Here is an 18,349-nt window from a genome sequence, read left to right as displayed (position 1 = left end):
GTCAGCCAACCCTCCCTACTGAATCTTCTGTATGTCGAATTTCATCCACGGGAATATAATAGTCCGAGTTGTATTGAAAGGAACGAGCTAGTAAACAGGCTCCTACTCCTGTCAAACCGAATATCGCCATCCACACCCAGTGGAACGTTAAGCCAAAACCAGCAATGAACCAGAAAACCGACATGATAAATGGAATACCTGAATTCTTAGGCATATGAATCGGAGAAAAAACAGCTGTTTCCTTCGCTTTTTTCTTTTTTCTTTCTTCTTTTATTGTCCACCACGCATCTTGCCCCGTTACTGTTGGAATCACTGCAAAATTGTAGTGCGGCGGCGGTGAAGGGATGGACCATTCTAATGTACGTCCATTCCACGGATCCCCTGTTACATCTCGTTCTCCGTACTTAATGCCATGAAGAATCTGCCATGCTTGAAAGATAAACCCTATGCCCATAAAGAAAGCTCCGACTGTAGAGATAACGTTCAGCGGTCCCCATCCCATGTCAAAGTCGTACGTATAAATACGGCGCGTCATTCCCATAAACCCTAATGCGTATTGAGGCATGAAACATACATAAAAACCAATATTCCACGTCCAAAACGCCCATTTACCAAGACGGTCATTTAGTTTAAAGCCAAACATTTTTGGCCACCAATAGTACAAACCTGCAAAAAAGCCGAATACAACGCCTCCGATTAACACTTGGTGAAAGTGTGCAACTAAAAAGTAGCTATTATGATACTGATAGTCTGCGGGAGCTGCTGAAAGCATAACACCCGTTGCTCCTCCCACAACAAAGCACGGGATAAAAGCAATTGTCCATAACATTGGCTGCGTCATTTGAATACGGCCGCGGAACATCGTAAATAACCAGTTGAACACTTTAACACCCGTTGGAATTCCGATGGCCATCGTGGTAATAGCAAAAAACACATTCACATTAGCGCCTGCACCCATCGTAAAGAAATGATGCACCCATGTGAAATACGATAGAACGCTAATAATCATCATTGAAAAAACCATAGATTTATAGCCAAATATTTTCTTTTGAGAAAACGTTGCAACGATTTCAGAAAAAATGCCGAATGCAGGAAGTACAACGATATACACTTCAGGATGTCCCCACATCCAAATTAAGTTAATGTACATCATCGGATTTCCTCCGCCGGTCATAGTAAATAAGTGTCCGTCAAAGAAGCGGTCGATAAACAATAAAGCAAGCGTTACGGTTAATACAGGGAATGCAAAAATAATAATAATACAGCTTGCTAGAACGGACCACGTGAATAACGGCATATGCATAAGTTTCATGCCCGGCGCACGCATTTTTAAAATAGTCATAATAAAATTAATTCCAGAAGCCAAGCTGCCAATACCTGATATTTGAATACCCCAAATATAAAAATCTTGACCTGGTCCAGGACTGAACTGCATGCCAGAAAGCGGCGGATAACTCAACCATCCTGCATCTGGCGAGCCGCCGATTACAAACGACAAATTGAAAAGCATGGCGCCAAAGAAAAATAGCCAAAAGCTTACCGCGTTTAAAAAAGGATAGGCGACATCTCTTGCTCCAATTTGAAGCGGCACAACAATATTAAAGAAAGCAAACATAAGCGGCATTGCCATAAATAGAATCATAATGGTTCCGTGCGTAGTAAAAATTTCATTGTAATGATTAGAATCTAGAAAATGCCACTGAGGAAATGCTAGTTGAATACGCATTAATAGTGCATCTACTCCGCCTCGAAACAGCATTAATAATGAAGAAAGCATATACATGATTCCAATTTTTTTATGATCTACCGTTGTAAGCCACTCACGCCATAGCCACTTCCACTTTTTAAGATACGTAAGAACAAAAATAATACCGGCTAGTGTTAACAAAATGGCGACATCAGCTCCGTAAATCATCGGCTCCCCTGTCACAAAAAAACGAGATGAAAAATCTTTTAATTTGTCTAACAACTTATTTTCCTCCTTCCTGGTGCTCGTGCTGTGTATGTGTTTGTTCATCAGAAGCCACATTCATGGTCTTCATGTCTTCATTTTTCATATGGTGATGCTGACTATAATATTGACCACCGTTTTTAATGACAATTTCTTGGAATAAACCTTTAGGAATAGTAGAATACGATTTTTCCAAGGAAAGACCTTGTTTGGCAAGACTGTTATAATCAGCTTTTGTTAAAGCTGGTGCGGTTTCTTTCACTTGCTTTACCCATTGATTAAATTCTTTTGTCGATGTAGATTTAACTTTAAAGTTCATATGAGCAAATCCTTCACCCGTAAAATTAGCACCTGAACCAAAATATTCTCCCTTGCGATCAGCTTGCAGCCAAAGCCCCATTGCCATTCCCGGCATGGTATATAATTGTCCTCCCAGCTGGGGTACCCAAAAAGAATTCATAGGTGCATCTGACGTTAGAACGAATTGAACGGGCACATCTTTTGGAATTTCGACATAGTTGACTGTCGCAATATTTTGATCCGGATACTGAAATAACCATTTCCAATCAAGGGATGTTACTTCAATTGTTAGCGGCTTTACATCTTTTTTCGGCGGATCTACTAAGTCATACGTCGTCTTGGCCGTAGCGAAACCTAAAATACCAATAATAATAATGGGGATCCCCCACCAAATAAATTCAAGACGCTTACTATCGTCCCAGTCCGGTCGATACGGAGCCTTGTTTCCAGGCTTATCACGGTAGCGTAAAACGATATACACAAGCAGACCTAAAACAGGAATAACGACAATTGCGCATAAAAATATGGAAAAAATAATTAAATGGTATTCTTTTTGAGCCACCGCCCCCTGTGGATTTAAAATCAAATAACGACTATCACAGCCTGCTAAAAAAATTGTAATGAATATGGAGAGAATGATTAACTTGCCAATATGCATTGATTTTTGCTTTCTCACCTAAGCTCAGGCTCCCTTCCTTTAAATCTCTGTACATAATAATGGTATATAAACGTTCATATTAGAGATGCATCTCAACAGATCAAAAGGCTAATAACCTCCTAACATATTGAAGTTTGTCATGACATATTGCTTACTCCTAAAAAATTATCATGTTGGGTTGTTAAAGGGTGTGATATTTATCACACTTGAAGCGATTTTTATGTAGTTTGAACGCCTTTACCATAATTTCGTCACATATTTGGTTAAATGTGGTGTGTAGAAGGAAGGTCAGCATTGCCTTGCGACTAGCCTAATAAAAGCAAAAAGCTCTTCCAGTTCTTATTAACTGGAAGAGCTTTTTTATGAGTAATAGATAAGATATGGAGCTTTAATTTGTACTAATTTGTTTGCTTGACCTGCCCAAATACTCAATCAATTATTTTCTGTTAAGACAGTTATAACTTCCTTGTATTCCTCTAGCTCTTTGCTCTGTGCAAGATTTTTAATTTTCTCTAGCGATAAAAGAGAGCTCTGAATAATAAATGTGCGAGGCTCCGTATCATTTTGCAGTAATTCATCAGATATAAACGTAACAAATTCTAGACTCTTTCTCCGCTCCTCTTCGTTTGTTAGTTTATTTTCAATCACCCGTTTTAACTTCGCGGTTACACGTGTCAGATCCGTCGAAAAATGACTTTCCGTTTTTTCATTAAATACCGCAGAGTAAATGGAAGGATTAAATAATTGTTCTTTTTGTTCTGCTACTTCGATTACGATTTCCTCTGTACGCTTCATACAATAAGTGACAATTTGTTCAATAGGCAATGGATAATTTAGTGCTTTATTCATTTTAAACATATTATTAAGCATTCCTTCTAACAGCACAGCTCCATCAAATAAATAAGCAGAAGTCTTAGACGGAAAAATCTGCTGAAAACGTTCATATATCCAGTTGAATGTTGCAGCTTTTAATTCCTCTATATAATGAAATGTTTTAACTTCATTTAAAACGAGTGTACTTTCAATAATTTCAGGAATTTTGTTTTGCTCTGCAAAGTTCAGCATAAAGATCATCTGTTCTTGAAATACCTTCTGATTATCCCCTCTATATTCAATGGCTACTTTTTCTCTTTGTAGAATAAGTGATTCTTGCAAAGATGAAAGTAATGAGATAAGCAGTTCGCTTTTAGATGAGAAATATTTATAAAATGTTCCTTTTGAAATACCGCTTCTTTCTAATATATCTTGTACCGAAGTGTCTACGTATCCTTTTTCCATAAAAAGCTGGTGTGTATGCCCTAAAATATCGAGCTGTTTTTGATTCATTGCTGTTACTCCTCTGTTTACAATTTACTTTTTATTTAGTATAACTTATCTGTCTTTTCCTACGTGAATTTTATCCTTTTTCCTTGATAAACAAGTAAAAATAATTATATACTATCAGTACATTTTTATACAGTTAGTATAAAAATGTACTGATAGTATACCCGTAAAAAAAGCTATATCCGGCTACAACTATATGGAGAAAGGAATGTTTTTGTGAAAAACCTAGATAAGACCGTAGAAGACAAGGAAGTTTTAGACTTATTTAGTGGTAAGAGCCGTGAAAATCCATTTGTGTTATTTTCGAAAATGCGGAAGATGGGAGCTGTTATTCCTATTCCTTCTCCGATGGAAGAAATAAAAACGCAGGCATGGGTAGTGACTCGTATGGAAGAGGCTATGCAAGTTCTGAAAGATCACCATCATTTTACGGTAGACCAAAGTTCTATTAGCACAACTCATGATACGCGAAAACATAAAGCTGATGAGTCTGATCCCCCTACATTTTTTGGCGGACAATCGATGCTTTCTGTTGATAATCCAGATCACCGGCGCCTACGCAAGCTTGTATCAAAAGCATTCACGCCAAGATATATGGAAAGCTTACGTCCGCGTGTACAAGAAATAGCCGATGAGCTACTCGATGAAGTACAGGACAAAGGGAAAATGGATCTTGTTAAAGACTACGCCTATCCGTTACCCATCAACGTTATTTCTGACATGCTCGGTGTTCCAAAAGAAGACAAAGAAAAAATTCACGGCTGGTCTGCTGCTATTGCAAAAGGACTGAGCTTAGGGAGAAGAGATCCTGGCGTGGAAAAGCAAATAAAAGCTTTTGGAACGTACACCATGCAGCTAGTAGATGCTAAGCGTAAGCACCCTGCCGACGACTTAATAAGTCAGTTAGTCTTGATTGAAGAAGAAGGAGATCGCTTGAGTGAAACAGAATTGCTTTCAATGATTACATTATTAATTTTTGCTGGTCATGAGACTACATCAAATTTAATCGCGACCGGATCTTTAATGTTATTTGATCATCCTGAACAGCTGGAAAAAATTAAAGCCCACCCTGATTTAGTATCATCAGCTGTTGAAGAATTGCTTCGCTTTAACGGGCCAGCCACTATTTCAGGACCTCGTTATGCTAAAAAAGATCTTGAATTGGGCGGTCAGCACATTAAAAAAGGCGATATGGTGATTCCTGTCTTAAAGTCAGCAAATCGTGATGAGCAGCAGTTTGTAGATTCAGAGGAACTTGATATTACACGTACTATGAAGCGCCACTTGGCCTTTGGTCATGGTATTCATATGTGCTTAGGAGCTCCGCTAGCTCGCATAGAAGCAGATGTTGCCTTTTCTACTCTACTAAGACGTATGCCTAATCTGCGCCTTTCCATTCCTCGGGAAGAAGTAAATTTACATTTTACACTGAGCTCACAAGGAGTAACTTCATTGCCGGTTATTTTTTAAAACATCTAAAAAGTACAATTCAACAAAGTAACTATTTATCTAGCAAGTGACAACTACTGAGCGCTATGTAGCTAGTAGATTCCAAATTTATACCTATTCTGAAGGAGGAATAAGATCATATGAATAAAGAAGTCATTCCCGTTACAGAAATTCCAAAATTCCAATCACGTGCAGAAGAGTTTTTCCCTATCCAATGGTATAAAGAAATGCTGAACAACCACCCTGTTTATTTTCATGAAGAAACAAACACATGGAATGTATTCCAATACGACCATGTTAAACAAGTCTTGAGCAACTACGAATTTTTTTCAAGCGATGGACAAAGAACCACTATTTTCGTTGGAGATAATAGTAAGAAAAAAAGCACATCTCCAATCACCAATCTTACAAACTTAGATCCTCCTGACCACCGGAAAGCGCGATCTTTGCTTGCTGCAGCCTTTACTCCTCGCAGTTTAAAGAACTGGGAACCGCGAATCAAGCAAATTGCAGCAGACCTTGTAGAAGCGATACAAAAGAATTCAACTATTAATATTATTGAAGATTTATCTTCTCCTTTTCCTAGTTTAGTTATAGCAGATTTATTCGGCGTACCGGTAAAAGACCGATATCAGTTTAAAAAATGGGTAGATATTCTTTTTCAGCCTTATGACCAAGAAAGATTAGAAGAGATTGAACAAGAAAAGCAACGTGCAGGAGCTGAATATTTTCAATACCTCTACCCGATTGTCATTGAAAAGCGCTCCAACCTTTCTGATGATATTATCTCAGACTTAATTCAAGCGGAAGTTGATGGTGAAACATTCACAGATGAAGAAATTGTGCACGCTACCATGCTGCTTTTAGGTGCAGGAGTTGAAACCACAAGTCATGCCATTGCAAATATGTTTTATTCTTTTTTATATGACGACGAGTCGTTATATAGCGAGCTGAGAAAGAATAGAGAATTAGCTCCAAAAGCAGTAGAAGAAATGCTTCGATATCGGTTTCACATCTCCAGACGAGATCGGACGGTTAAACGAGATAACGAGTTATTAGGCGTTAAGCTAAAAAAAGGAGATGTGGTTATTGCGTGGATGAGTGCATGTAATATGGATGAAAATATGTTTAAAAACCCTTTTTCTGTAGATATTCACCGTCCATCTAATAAAAAGCACTTAACATTCGGTAACGGACCTCATTTTTGTTTGGGCGCCCCTCTTGCCCGACTTGAAATGAAAATCATATTAGAAGCGTTTTTAGAGGCATTTTCTCACATCGAACCATTTGAAGATTTTGAATTAGAGTCGCATTTAACAGCTTCAGCTACGGGGCAATCTTTAACATACTTGCCCATGACGGTGTACAGATAAAGTTTGTGTACATGACAAAGCAGAGAAACGTGAAAGAGGTTTATCTTCTCTCTCATGTTTCTCTTTTCTTTTATCATGTTATTTACTACGCTTTTATTATCTCGTTTAAGGATTTATGTACCAAATTTGAGAGGGCTTCAATATAATTTAAAGGTAGCAGTACCGAAATTTAAGTGACGATGAGCTGGTTAACGAAATATCAGCTATTGCCTTCTCTGCCTTAAAGCATCTTCTATAAAATACTGATACAAATAATTAATAAGGGCAGTCGCAATCGAGATGATAAAAAGTTGAAAACGCGTCATGTTGACCATTTTGTATACCTTTAGTTTTTCTGCCAGACTCGTCAAAGGATAAGCAAATAGATAATCAAATAGAACGTTAATCAGCAAATATTTTTTGAAATTCCCATAGGTCAGCTTGAATACCCAAAAATTAGCTACAAAAAATGGTCCAAAGATAAAAGAAATGTCGCTTGAAAGTTTAGGAAAAAGAGGTTTTCTCACTTTCCACCAAGTAAAGCTTTTAGATAACTCACTGATAAAGGCAATCACCAATGAACTAAAGGTCAAAACAGGTAGGTATTTTTTAAAGACAAATTTATCAACTTTTACTATAGACAGCCAAGGCAATAAAAGTACTGCCAAAAGCACTAACTTTCCTTTCATTATGTACCCAACTCCTGCCGTTACGAAAATGTAAGCTAGATCATATCCTCTTTAGTTTACGTAATAGGCTCTTTTTTATGTGCTTATTACACTGTGTTAGTTCTTTTATTCGCCTTTTATTACAAGATTTTTTCCTTTCTTTATTTTAATCCTGTATTTTTTTGCTTTCAGGAAATTATTGATTCTCATATTCTGCATGTGCATGGAGAAAATACGGAGGTGAATGTTTAAAAGGAGGAATTAAAAATGACTACAGTACGTGAAGTTATGACTAAAGATGTGAAAGCTTGTGCACCACACGACCCAGTAACAGCAGCAGCAAAATTAATGCGTGATATTAATTGTGGCTCTGTACCTGTTTGTCAAGAAAATCGAGTAATGGGAATGATTACAGACCGTGATATCGTGTTAAATTGCGTCGCGGACGGAAAAGATTGCAACACTGTGCATTGCCATGATTGTATGACTAAAGATGTAATTACTTGTTCTCCGGATACGGATATTCATGAGTGTGCACGTATGATGGCTGACCATCAAATTCGCCGCATTATTGTAGTGGAGAATAATAATATGGTTGGAATCTGCGCAATCGGCGACCTTGCGACAGTGAACGTATATGTTGATGAAGCCGGTGCAGCATTAAGCGAAATTTCTAACCAAGTTCATTAAAACTTTTCAGCATATAAATCCTTAATGCTTGTACAAAATAACCCTGTCTGCAAGGAGGTGCTAATATGCCAAATTTAAACGATAACAAATTTAAAAAGATTCAGTCTGAGAGTCAAAAGCAAGGAAAGTCTCAAGAGGAATATGCGGCTGAGCTTGACGCTAATCGTGCAAAAAGCCAAAAGAAAAAATAACAATAAAAAAGGATTACAATCGGCAGAGGCTCGTTTGTAATCCTTTTTATCATCCCGCTTTGTTACAGGCTGCGATCAGTTATAAATGTATAGTGAGTATATGCTTCATACTTCTCACCTGGCTTTAATACACAAGTAGGAAAATGCTTATGATGAATAGCGTCTGGTAAACCTTGTGTTTCTAGGCAAACACCGAGGTATTTCTCTGAGTGAACCCCTCTAATTTCGAATTCTTCGTCTAGATGATTTCCAGTATAGAGAACAACTGAAGGCTGATCCGTTTTGACTTCTATTTTGCGGCCGCTTGCAGGATCAAATAATGACATCTGATTTTCAGCTGCTGCTTCTAAAAGAAATGGATGATCGTATCCTTTACCCACTAATATATTTTGCGGATGTGTGGATTCCACTCCTTCCTTGAGACTATGTCCTTCTCTAAAATCAAATGGGGTATCTGTGACGTTTATCGTTTCTCCAGTAGGTAAAAGATCATCATTCAGCTCTAAGAATTCGTTGCTTTTCAGCTTCAAAACATGATCCAAGACCGTATCTTTTAAATTTCCGCTTAAATTGAAATACGTATGATTTGTTAAATTGATAAGAGTATCTTGATCTGTTGTTCCCTCATAAGAAATATGGAACTCATTTTTATTCGTTAATGTATACGTAACTTTCACTTCAAGGTTACCGGGATACCCTTCTTCTCCGTCTTTACTTAAATATGTAAATTCAACACCTACATGATCACTTGCTTCAATTGTTTTGGCATTCCATATTTTGTGACTAAATCCTTCTGATCCGCCATGCAAATGGTTGTTTCCTTCATTTTTCTCTAGACGATAGGTTTCATTATTAAGCTCAAAAGCTGCTCCCCCTATACGCCCTGCTACGCGTCCGACCACAGCTCCGAAATAAGGAGAATACTTTTGGTATTCTTCTATTGAATCAAATCCCAATACAACACTTTCAATCTTCCCTTCAGAATCCGTCATTTCAATATTTGATATCACACATCCATAGTCAAGGCAGGTGATTTTAAGTCCTTCATCATTTAATAAGGTATAAGCATGTACAGCTTGATTGTTTAGTTCGCCAAATTTCTCTGAGTTCACTTTCACTTTTAATCAGTCCAATCCTCTTTTTATTCGTAAATTGCTTAACGGACCCTACATGTTATAAACCTCGGATATGTTCATATAGTTCCCTCTGCAATCCTTCCTGAATCTTCATTATTCTCATTTTATTGTAATCGCGTACATTTCCTAATTCAAGCTTGAATGATAAAGGCTGGCTACTGTTTGTCATTGCTATTTCTTCAGTATTCCTAAGTATTCTTCCCAAGGTCCTACATCTTCTCTGTATCGTTCTGCCATTACTCGAACAATTTGCGCAATATGCGTTAAATCATGAGCAACCCAAGTCGAGAGCAGCTCTCTGACTTTTACTTCCCCAAACTCCGGGTGTTCTCCTCTCACTTCAAGGTGCTTTTCATCCTTAACTAGCAGCTTTAGTTGTTGTAAATTCTGCATTCTTATCATGTTGAATTCAAGAAGCTTCTCTTCAATAGAACTAGTAGATTCCTTGTTTAAATGGGCATAGCGGTCAAACGGAGGAAAAGCTCCCTTTCTTCCTTCTTCAAGAATAAATTCTAGCCTTGGTATCCAATTGTTTTTTTCTGCTTCTATTAAATGTTCTATGACTTCGGAGGTATTCCACGTTCCTTCTCCTTCATTGCATTGCAGCCACCCTGCAGATAGACCAGACAAAAGTTTTTCAAGCGTTTGTGGCGTATGCTCAAGTATTTCAATCGCTTCTTTTAAATTAAAATTCATATAAATTCCCCTTTCTCAACGTAATGATGCTGAGCTGTCACTTATGTAAATCCTTTAGAGATTATAGTCAATTTTACCATAATTCGCTTCTATTAAAGGAGCCAACTATTTTTCTAATTCCTTTTATGCTGACTAAAACAAAATAAGAACACACGTTTGGTTTTTCTGTAAAGGTATGATAAAATATATATAGGCTAGAACGCAGTGAGTATCAGTCTGAATAGACTCTGCTCATCGGTAAAATAAATTGCTAGCGACTTTTTTCATCTTGAGCTTTCCGTGTGAATTGGAGTGAGACAACAGTGAGTAAAAATCAAAAGCGATGGACAAAAGAAGAAGATAGATTTCTTATCCAACACTATGGCGCTATGACGCTTCAAAAGATGGGTGAGCATTTACATAGAAGCAAGGAATCAGTTAATAAACGACTTACTCGATTAAATCTTCGTGCTTCGGATACAGCTTTACGTAAAAAATGGACGCTTGAACAAGATGCTTTTTTACAGGAGAACATTGATATCATGAATAACCATGAAATGGCACAATCCTTAGGCAGAAGTCCTTCTTCTATTGCTACGCGCATAAAAGTTTTGGGACTAACACGAAAAACTGCGATGCGAAGATGGACAGTACAAGAAGACGAATATTTGCTAAGGTATTACGGGGTAAAACCTCTTTCACACATATCAGCTAAATTACAGCGAAGTGTGCAAGCACTAGAATCGAGGTTAAATCGTTTAGAGGTGTATGGAGCCAAAGCGCACGTAGGACACATTACAGCGTGTGAACTAGCAGCCTGCCTTGAAGTAGATGTTCATACAATTTACAAGTGGATTCATAAAGAGAATCTACCGTATAAAATGATCATCGCCAAGACCAGAACATTCATGGGAATTGACATTCAATCTTTTTGGAAGTGGGCTGAACAAAATAAATCGTGCCTTAATTTTTTTAAAATACCTAAAAATACGCTTATTCCAGAACCAGCGTGGGTAGATGCACAAAGAAAACTAGACTATGTAAAGCGCCCTAAATACGAGCATAAAAAGTGGACAGCAGAAGAAGATGCCAGATTGTGGCGTATGTTTTATCAGGAAAAGCGCAATCAGCGAGAAATTGGGCAGCTGCTCGGGCGTTCGAGAAATAGCGTGCAGCGACGCTTAGAGCGTTTACGTAAAAAGAAACTAGCTAGTTAAACGATAAAAAGCTTGGAATAAGCTATGCTTACCCCAAGCTTTTTTATTGATATGACTTTTTTTTAAGCTTTAACTGCTTTTTCCCAATCTGCTGCAAATTTTTCCATTCCTTGGTCAGTTAACGGATGTTTTGCTAATTGCTCAATAACAGCGTATGGAATTGTGGCAATATGAGCCCCTGCAAGTGCTACGCGCGTTACATGATCCGGATGTCTTACAGATGCCGCAATAATTTGAGAGTCAATGTTTTGAACGCGGAATAACTCAGCGATTTTAGATACTAGCTGTACCCCGTCTTCTGAAATATCATCAAGACGCCCTAAAAATGGAGAAACATATGTTGCTCCAGCACGAGCTGCTAGAAGTGCTTGGTTTACTGTAAAGATCAGGGTTACATTTGTTTTTACGCCTTTTTTTGCAAGGTAACGTGTCGCTTCCAAGCCAGCTAATGTCATAGGCAGCTTAATCGTAATGTTTTTATCTCCGTCGTTAATTTTAATCAGTTCTTCAGCTTGAGCAATCATGTCTTCAGCAGAAAGTGCGTCAGGAGTTACTTCAGCGGAAACGGATTCAACTTCCGGTACCATTTGAAGAATTTCTTCGATGCGGTCTTCAAATCTTACGCCTTCTTTTGCTACTAGAGATGGATTGGTTGTCACACCAGCTAGAACACCTACTTTGTATGCTTTCTTAATATCCTCAAGGTTTGCTGTATCAATAAAAAATTTCATCTCACTATTCCTCCTTATTGTTGTACATAAATCTATATTTCAACGTATGCTAACTATAGCCTAGCCAATTTGCTGCAGCGCATATAGGTTTTCTATAGAAGCGTTTTCAATCTCTTTTGCAGTTAATACTTTTAATTTTTCTAAAAATTGTATGGCGTCCACACGGTCTTCAATGTCTTCTTCTGTACGAATATTCTCCGTTTTAATCTGATGGATACATTCGTTGATGACTTCTTTGTACGCTTTCGTTTCGATAAACCATTCTGCTAATAGTGTTTTTGTTGCTTCTCTTTCTTCATCACTTTTAACCGCAAACAAACTCTCTGTTTCCGTTTCACTCAGCATAAGGCTGCTAAAATCGTGATTCATACAAAGCCAAAAATAACCTTTTTGGCTATCGTAATACTTTCCTTCTCTTAAAAGAAAATATTTGATTCCAAATTTAATTTTATGAGATTGGTTCTCTGAACTCGGCATATGAATTTCTTTTATTTCTACGCTTTCTGGTACATCCAGATATGTTTCTAAACCGTACTTTGTATTCACTACTTTTGCATCCAATATGTCCATCCTCATTCTCCTTTTCTCAAATTCTATTTATTTTTATAAAAAACAGAGGTCTGATTTTATGTAATAACGAATCCAGTTTTGTGGATGTTTTTCTTAACCAGCCGACATGTTTTACTGTTTACGCTTTCATTATATATCAGATTATTCGAAAAATCATCAAAAACAATCAAATTCATTCAAAAAAAGTCATAAAATCGAAAAAAAGTAGTCAAAAAAGGTCATTATCTATTAAAAATAGATGAACTTTTATGTTGATTGCGTGCTTCAATGTATCTTAAGGTAATTACCTTTTCAAAAAAAAAACCGACTTTTATTACATACCCTCTCTGCAAAAATATACCCACTCGTTTCACCGTTTTTTCACTTTAACATGATATCCTGTAGTATACTTTTGTTTCACGTGCTAATTCCTATAAATTTTTGCTATTTAAGGTTATTCATTTTTATTAGTGGGAAAGTTACATAAATACAACAAGTTAGAAATAAGGGGATGTTAACATGGATAAGAGAATTGAAACATTAAAAGAAAAGCTGCCTGATAATCATAAGGAGGTTGCTGTTCTGACCTCTCATATTTTTGATGCGCTTGATAAATTAACAACTGAACATCGCAGATATGTTGATATTTCGGCAGCAGCCAAAATAAAGCCGAATCCGGATGAAGAGAAAGCTTTTTTTGATACCATTTATCAAGTGAAAACACTCATTATGTCAGAGCTTGAAAAAACCGTTGAGGATATCGAGCACAAAGGTGATAAAAACTGGCATAAGAACTATAAAGATGGAATCGAGTGATAGATAAATAAGACGTTTGAAAGCCTGTGCTTTTTGGAGCACAGGCTTTTTTCCATGAGATTCTCTACACTCTGCTGCTCGATTTGGAGAGCTCTTGGAATTCAATCATTGAAGGTTTAATACCGTTACTTTTTCACGAGTCATGGATTCAATGCTTTTACGAATACCTTGAGCGCCCATACCGGATCCTTTTACGCCGATAAAAGGAAAATGATCAGGGCCGCGTTCTGTACGACCGTTGATTTGAACGGAGCCAACTTCAATTTTATTTGCAATTGAGAAGGCTTTATTAATATCTTTTGTAAAAACGCTTGCTTGTAAGCCAAATTCTGATTCATTTGCGATGTCAACGGCTTCTTGATCAGAAGCGACGCGGATAATTGGTAAAACAGGACCAAATGGTTCTTCCCATGCCACGCGCATAGTATCATTCACGTCATCTAAAAGCGTAGGATAGATAAGGTTTCCTTCACGCTTGTTTCCAGTCACAACTGTTGCACCTTTTCCTAGTGCATCTGCAATTAAAATCTGAATAAAGTCCGCTGCCTTGCTATCAATTAATGGAACGATCGTACATCCATCTTCAGGAGAACCGACTGATAGTTTATGTACTTCTTCTTTTAAAATATTTACGAGCTCGTTTGCCACTTTTTCATGCACAAGTACACGTTTAATGGCTGTACAGCGCTGACCGGAATAAGAAAATGCTCCGCTTATAATATGTTTTGCTGCTTCCTGTAGATCTGCATCTTCACATACAATACCCGGGTCTTTTCCTCCAAGTTCTAGTACAAGAGGAATCATGCCTGCCTTTTTAGCTAATTTAGTACCCGTGTTTGTTCCTCCGGTAAATGAAATCATGTTAATGCCTTTATGTTCAACCAAATAATCCCCAATAACAGATCCGCGACCCGTTACGACGTTTACAAGACCTTGTGGAATACCTGCTTGATGAAGAGCTTCAATCATCTTAATACCGCTGATCGCTCCTTGCGTTGCAGGTTTAAAGATAACTGCATTTCCTGAAATAAGCGCAGGCGCCAGTTTAGCAGCTGCTAAATTTACCGGATAATTAAAAGGAGGAATTGCGAGTACAACACCTAAAGGCACGCGTTCAACAATGGCAACTTTAGACTTAGAACCGCCAGGAAAACTATCTCCCTTCATGCTTTCTCCGTTCATATGAAGTGCTTCTTCAACTGTATAGCGAATGAAATCAGCTGTGCGCACTACTTCATTCCTTGCATCTTTTAAGCTTTTTCCAACTTCCTTCATAATAATTTCGGCAATTTCACTCTGCATTTTCACCAGCTCATCTGCCCACTTGTATAAATATTTGGCACGTTCTTGCAGAGAAATTTCTGCCCACACTTTCTGAGCTTTCTGTGCGGCATGTACTGCTTCATCGACCTCTTCTTTTGTGATAGCCTGCACTTTTCCAATCACGTCATGACGGTATGGAGAAACAATATCGATCGTCTGCTCTGATTTGCTTTCTTTCCACTCACCGTTAAGATAAAAAGAATAAGTTGATACATTTAATACCGTTGTTGTCATAAAAAGTCCCCCTTAATAAAAGTAAAATTTATTATCAAAATTTTCAGTCTTTTTCACGAATGAAAACTCTGTGAATATCTGAGCAAAAAAGAATTCTAGCTGTATCCATTTCTATAACTTTTTATATCGCTTGTAACTTCCTTAAACTTGTTGCCTTTAAAGCAGCAGCTTTTTTCTTTTTAACTCCAAAACAAAGCCTTGTATAATTTAATGAATATTTTGTATTTTTAATATATATAAATTTCTTTCATTCGTACAATACAAATAAGTTATCTCAACGATTAATAATTTTAATGATTTATATCCCAAATATGAAGAAATCTTTATGGCTTTCTACCTTTTTAAGTGAAATGGCTGTTTTAAGTTCCTTTGATTGTATTTACTTTAGATGAGGTATCCAGGCGATGCATATACTCTTTTTATTCTATGTGTTGAAAAAATGAAATAAGGGTATAAAATAAATATAGGAAAATGAAGATAAAAGTAGAATATATATTCTAAAGGGAGGGATTTATTGTGATTGTTACTTTAGGTTTTGTGGCATCAATTATTGCTTTGTTTATGCTTTTTACTAACCGGACGTCCAATATCCCGGAAGAAATAATCCATGAAACAACAAATGCCAATAAAGAAGAGCAGTATATGTATTATATATAAAGCGTCTTAACAGACGCTTTTTTGTTGCGCTTTTTACAAAGTCTATAGCGGTTAGAAACGGCCCTCACCTATCATTTATCTTTATTTGTCAGTGCCTGATAGCCATAAATAGTTAAGCAGAAACTAATAAACGAAAAAAAGATATGTTTTGGCTTAAAGTTAACTAACTTAAATAAGTCCAATTTTTGATACAAGTAACTTAGCGGAAAAGCAAATAGTGAATCCATAAGTAAATTAACGAAAAAAAATCTCTTAAAGCTGCCAAACGTAAAATGAAAGATCCACAGTGTCCCTATCAAAAAGGGGCCAAAAATAAAACTGCTATCGTTTAGAATTTTCCCTTTCCACCCTCCTTTTACACTCCACCACTTGTAAGGAATAGCTAATGAGCACATTCCAATTACTAAAGATGAGGCAAAAAGAAAAGCGGGAAAATAGGTTCTAATTGATTTTTTCGGCATAAAAACAAGGGAAATCCACGGAAGAAACAATTGAAGAATTCTGATGACATTGGGCATATCAGTAAATTCTCCTTTCTTATGTTAACATGCCTAAATGTAATCGGATTATGCCTATATCCAAAAAACAGGATAAGCTCTGTTGCTCTGTGAGTTATTTACAACCGGTGGAACAATCATGATTAAGACAGAGCACAGCTTCCAGCAAAACGTTTAAGAGCTAATTCTTTTTAAATGAAAACATCCGAATTCAAAATACGACAGACTTCGACACTATCTATTTGTTACTATATTTTTTAGGTTCTATTTTTAGATTGGAACCATTTTTACATAAATAATTCAATAATTTAAGCTTTTAAAATGACGTGGCAAGTGGAGGAAACTTAATGTGTTCCAAATGTAGACTACTGCTGATAAAGATAGAATTTATACGAAAAATGATGATGATGATTGCCCTAGAAGAAGGGTTTACAAGTAGTAATACGATTAAAATCAGTCAGGATCTAGATGTATTGTTAAATCGGTTTGAAGCTACTTGTTAAGAAATGCTGGTGGATAACAGAAAAAGGATCTTTCGATAAGATCCTTTTTTGCTGTTGGCAGACAATTATTTGTTTCAAAAAAAAATGAAGGCTGATGTTATTTAGTAGTACATCTTGATCGCTCGTTCATACTCTATTTAATCATTCTGTGCTTCAAAAAAATCCCACATCATTTTTGAAGCATTAGGACCTTTTGAATCAGTATCTGATCCATTGTCATTTCCTCCTGACCATGCATGCCCCATATCCTCTACCATAATTTTTTTCATCCAGATTTTATTTTCTGCATCTACGTAGTCAGACATTATGTAGCTATAATGATTTCCGTTGTCTTGTGACGTATAAAAAACAGCATTTTCATGTAGGTTTATACCGAAATTCTTATATGTATAAATCCACTGCTGGATTAATGTAGACGCATTAATTGGAGTGACTGTTGTATCTGATTGACCATGAAACGTAATGATGGGAACAGGCCGTGCATAAGGTCCCATTTTTTTATAAGCTTCATCACCGTCAAGTTCAGGATTTAGAGATCCATATAGCATGACTTCTCCAGCTGTGATGAGGTCTACAGCATACGCATTACTGCCTGCTGAATGAATGCCTACCGCTTTAAATACATCAGGATAAGCAATAGCCATCACATTTGCCATAAAGCCTCCCGCTGACATGCCAGCAAGGTATATATTAGCAGAATCAATTGCATATTTAGCGGTTATGTGATCAATCATATCTTTTATTATGTCTGGTTCTCCATTACCGCGAAACTGGTTATACTCATAAAACCAATTCCAGCACCCGTTGGAATTAGCAAAGTAATTCATTTGAGGGTAGAGAACAATAAACCCTTTTTCTTCCGCTAGCTTATTCATCTCCGTACCCGCAGCAAAATCATCTGCATCTTGTTGACATCCATGAAGCATAACGATTAATGGTACTTTACTTAACCCAGTATATGTACTTGGAATATACACCTTGTAGGTAAAATAATCATCATAATTATACTCTTTCCAAATAGGTTGAAAGAACACGCTCTGTAATTCTATTAAAAACGTAGAAGCAGTTAAAACTGGATTCGTAAAAAAGGAATATAAAGTATTCACGGAGTTTACCCTCTCTCTATTTCTGATATATATACTCTTTATTTCGTTATATCACAAAATAATCCTTTTATTATGTATCTCATCTTTCTTATATGCCTTCCATCATTTTCCTCTTCACTCTTTAGTGGTACAAATTCATAGAGTAAGTTACGCTCTGCGCTGGATAACAACTTTAAGTGATTTAGTATGTTTAATACAAGTATACGCGTGGAATAGTAGACAAAGGATAATGAACGTAATTTCGAATGTATCCTGCTACTAAACTAATGGGTAGGATAAATTTGTGATAAAAGGGGAAAGTTTCTAAGTACCATACGTCAAAA

The 18,349-nt window shown here is 36.9% G+C and carries 18 protein-coding genes; 8 read left to right on the top strand and 10 right to left on the bottom strand.

Translation table 11 applies throughout. The features are described from left to right. Position 1: 1 nt before the first annotated feature. From qoxB to LIS78_RS09805, 3 genes are all read right to left on the bottom strand, one after another. Positions 2–1,969, bottom strand: a complete 1,968-nt coding sequence (gene qoxB, locus LIS78_RS09815) for a cytochrome aa3 quinol oxidase subunit I (protein WP_252285062.1) — start codon at positions 1,967–1,969, stop codon at positions 2–4. Position 1,970: 1 nt separating this feature from the next. After that, complete coding sequence (locus tag LIS78_RS09810; RefSeq protein ID WP_374726309.1) at positions 1,971–2,909, bottom strand: ubiquinol oxidase subunit II; 939 nt, start codon at positions 2,907–2,909, stop codon at positions 1,971–1,973. Between the two features lie 432 nt (positions 2,910–3,341). Then, positions 3,342–4,235, bottom strand: a complete 894-nt coding sequence (locus LIS78_RS09805) for a TetR/AcrR family transcriptional regulator (RefSeq protein WP_252285060.1) — start codon at positions 4,233–4,235, stop codon at positions 3,342–3,344. Positions 4,236–4,448: 213 nt separating this feature from the next. On the opposite strand from LIS78_RS09805, the gene LIS78_RS09800 reads away from it, so the two are divergent. Beyond that, positions 4,449–5,702, top strand: coding sequence for a cytochrome P450 family protein (locus tag LIS78_RS09800; protein WP_252285059.1), 1,254 nt, complete (start codon positions 4,449–4,451; stop codon positions 5,700–5,702). Between the two features lie 119 nt (positions 5,703–5,821). After that, positions 5,822–7,054 carry a cytochrome P450 gene (locus LIS78_RS09795; protein ID WP_252285058.1) on the top strand — a complete coding sequence of 411 codons (1,233 nt, stop codon included), beginning with the start codon at positions 5,822–5,824 and terminating at the stop codon, positions 7,052–7,054. A gap of 203 nt (positions 7,055–7,257) precedes the next feature. Here the strand turns inward: LIS78_RS09795 and LIS78_RS09790 are convergent, their stop codons facing one another. Then, a complete protein-coding gene (locus LIS78_RS09790) occupies positions 7,258–7,722 on the bottom strand; it encodes a hypothetical protein (RefSeq protein ID WP_195780411.1) in 465 nt (154 codons plus the stop codon). Between the two features lie 246 nt (positions 7,723–7,968). On the opposite strand from LIS78_RS09790, the gene LIS78_RS09785 reads away from it, so the two are divergent. After that, the gene (locus LIS78_RS09785; RefSeq protein ID WP_013056563.1) at positions 7,969–8,391 is read left to right on the top strand and encodes a CBS domain-containing protein; all 423 of its coding nucleotides are present in this window, start codon (positions 7,969–7,971) and stop codon (positions 8,389–8,391) included. A gap of 65 nt (positions 8,392–8,456) precedes the next feature. Next, complete coding sequence (locus tag LIS78_RS31330; RefSeq protein ID WP_013056562.1) at positions 8,457–8,582, top strand: hypothetical protein; 126 nt, start codon at positions 8,457–8,459, stop codon at positions 8,580–8,582. 62 nt (positions 8,583–8,644) lie between these two features. Here LIS78_RS31330 and LIS78_RS09780 read toward each other — a convergent pair whose 3' ends face one another. Then, positions 8,645–9,700 (bottom strand): aldose epimerase family protein, encoded by a 1,056-nt coding sequence (locus LIS78_RS09780; protein ID WP_195780412.1) that lies wholly within the window; start codon positions 9,698–9,700, stop codon positions 8,645–8,647. Positions 9,701–9,889: 189 nt separating this feature from the next. Continuing rightward, complete coding sequence (locus LIS78_RS09775; protein ID WP_209151505.1) at positions 9,890–10,414, bottom strand: DinB family protein; 525 nt, start codon at positions 10,412–10,414, stop codon at positions 9,890–9,892. A 302-nt stretch (positions 10,415–10,716) separates the two neighbouring features. Here LIS78_RS09775 and LIS78_RS09770 point away from each other — a divergent pair, with 302 nt between their 5' ends. Further along, positions 10,717–11,610 carry a sigma-70 RNA polymerase sigma factor region 4 domain-containing protein gene (locus LIS78_RS09770; RefSeq protein ID WP_252285057.1) on the top strand — a complete coding sequence of 298 codons (894 nt, stop codon included), beginning with the start codon at positions 10,717–10,719 and terminating at the stop codon, positions 11,608–11,610. A 62-nt stretch (positions 11,611–11,672) separates the two neighbouring features. Here LIS78_RS09770 and fsa read toward each other — a convergent pair whose 3' ends face one another. Both fsa and LIS78_RS09760 read right to left on the bottom strand, forming a co-directional pair. After that, positions 11,673–12,341 carry a fructose-6-phosphate aldolase gene (gene fsa / locus LIS78_RS09765; RefSeq protein ID WP_013082751.1) on the bottom strand — a complete coding sequence of 223 codons (669 nt, stop codon included), beginning with the start codon at positions 12,339–12,341 and terminating at the stop codon, positions 11,673–11,675. 60 nt (positions 12,342–12,401) lie between these two features. Next, entirely contained in the window at positions 12,402–12,911 is a 510-nt protein-coding gene (locus tag LIS78_RS09760; protein WP_252285056.1) for a hypothetical protein, read from the bottom strand. A gap of 498 nt (positions 12,912–13,409) precedes the next feature. On the opposite strand from LIS78_RS09760, the gene LIS78_RS09755 reads away from it, so the two are divergent. Further along, positions 13,410–13,706 carry a hypothetical protein gene (locus tag LIS78_RS09755; protein WP_013082749.1) on the top strand — a complete coding sequence of 99 codons (297 nt, stop codon included), beginning with the start codon at positions 13,410–13,412 and terminating at the stop codon, positions 13,704–13,706. A 105-nt stretch (positions 13,707–13,811) separates the two neighbouring features. On the opposite strand, the gene LIS78_RS09750 is transcribed toward LIS78_RS09755, so the two are convergent. Then, positions 13,812–15,263 (bottom strand): NADP-dependent glyceraldehyde-3-phosphate dehydrogenase, encoded by a 1,452-nt coding sequence (locus LIS78_RS09750; protein WP_209151503.1) that lies wholly within the window; start codon positions 15,261–15,263, stop codon positions 13,812–13,814. A 516-nt stretch (positions 15,264–15,779) separates the two neighbouring features. Here LIS78_RS09750 and LIS78_RS09745 point away from each other — a divergent pair. Next, positions 15,780–15,920: a hypothetical protein gene (locus LIS78_RS09745; RefSeq protein ID WP_165573386.1), complete on the top strand. Its 141-nt coding sequence runs from the start codon at positions 15,780–15,782 to the stop codon at positions 15,918–15,920. Positions 15,921–16,764: 844 nt separating this feature from the next. After that, a complete protein-coding gene (locus LIS78_RS09740; protein WP_209151502.1) occupies positions 16,765–16,920 on the top strand; it encodes an aspartyl-phosphate phosphatase Spo0E family protein in 156 nt (51 codons plus the stop codon). 137 nt (positions 16,921–17,057) lie between these two features. Here the strand turns inward: LIS78_RS09740 and LIS78_RS09735 are convergent, their stop codons facing one another. Beyond that, positions 17,058–18,026 carry an extracellular catalytic domain type 1 short-chain-length polyhydroxyalkanoate depolymerase gene (locus tag LIS78_RS09735; RefSeq protein WP_209151501.1) on the bottom strand — a complete coding sequence of 323 codons (969 nt, stop codon included), beginning with the start codon at positions 18,024–18,026 and terminating at the stop codon, positions 17,058–17,060. Positions 18,027–18,349 lie beyond the last annotated feature (323 nt).

It is taken from the genome of Priestia megaterium (genome assembly GCF_023824195.1).
In the GTDB taxonomy this organism is placed as follows: Bacteria; Bacillota; Bacilli; order Bacillales; family Bacillaceae_H; genus Priestia; species Priestia megaterium_D.
Note: the sequence above shows the minus strand (reverse complement) of the source record. Positions and strands in the feature narration are given on the sequence as shown.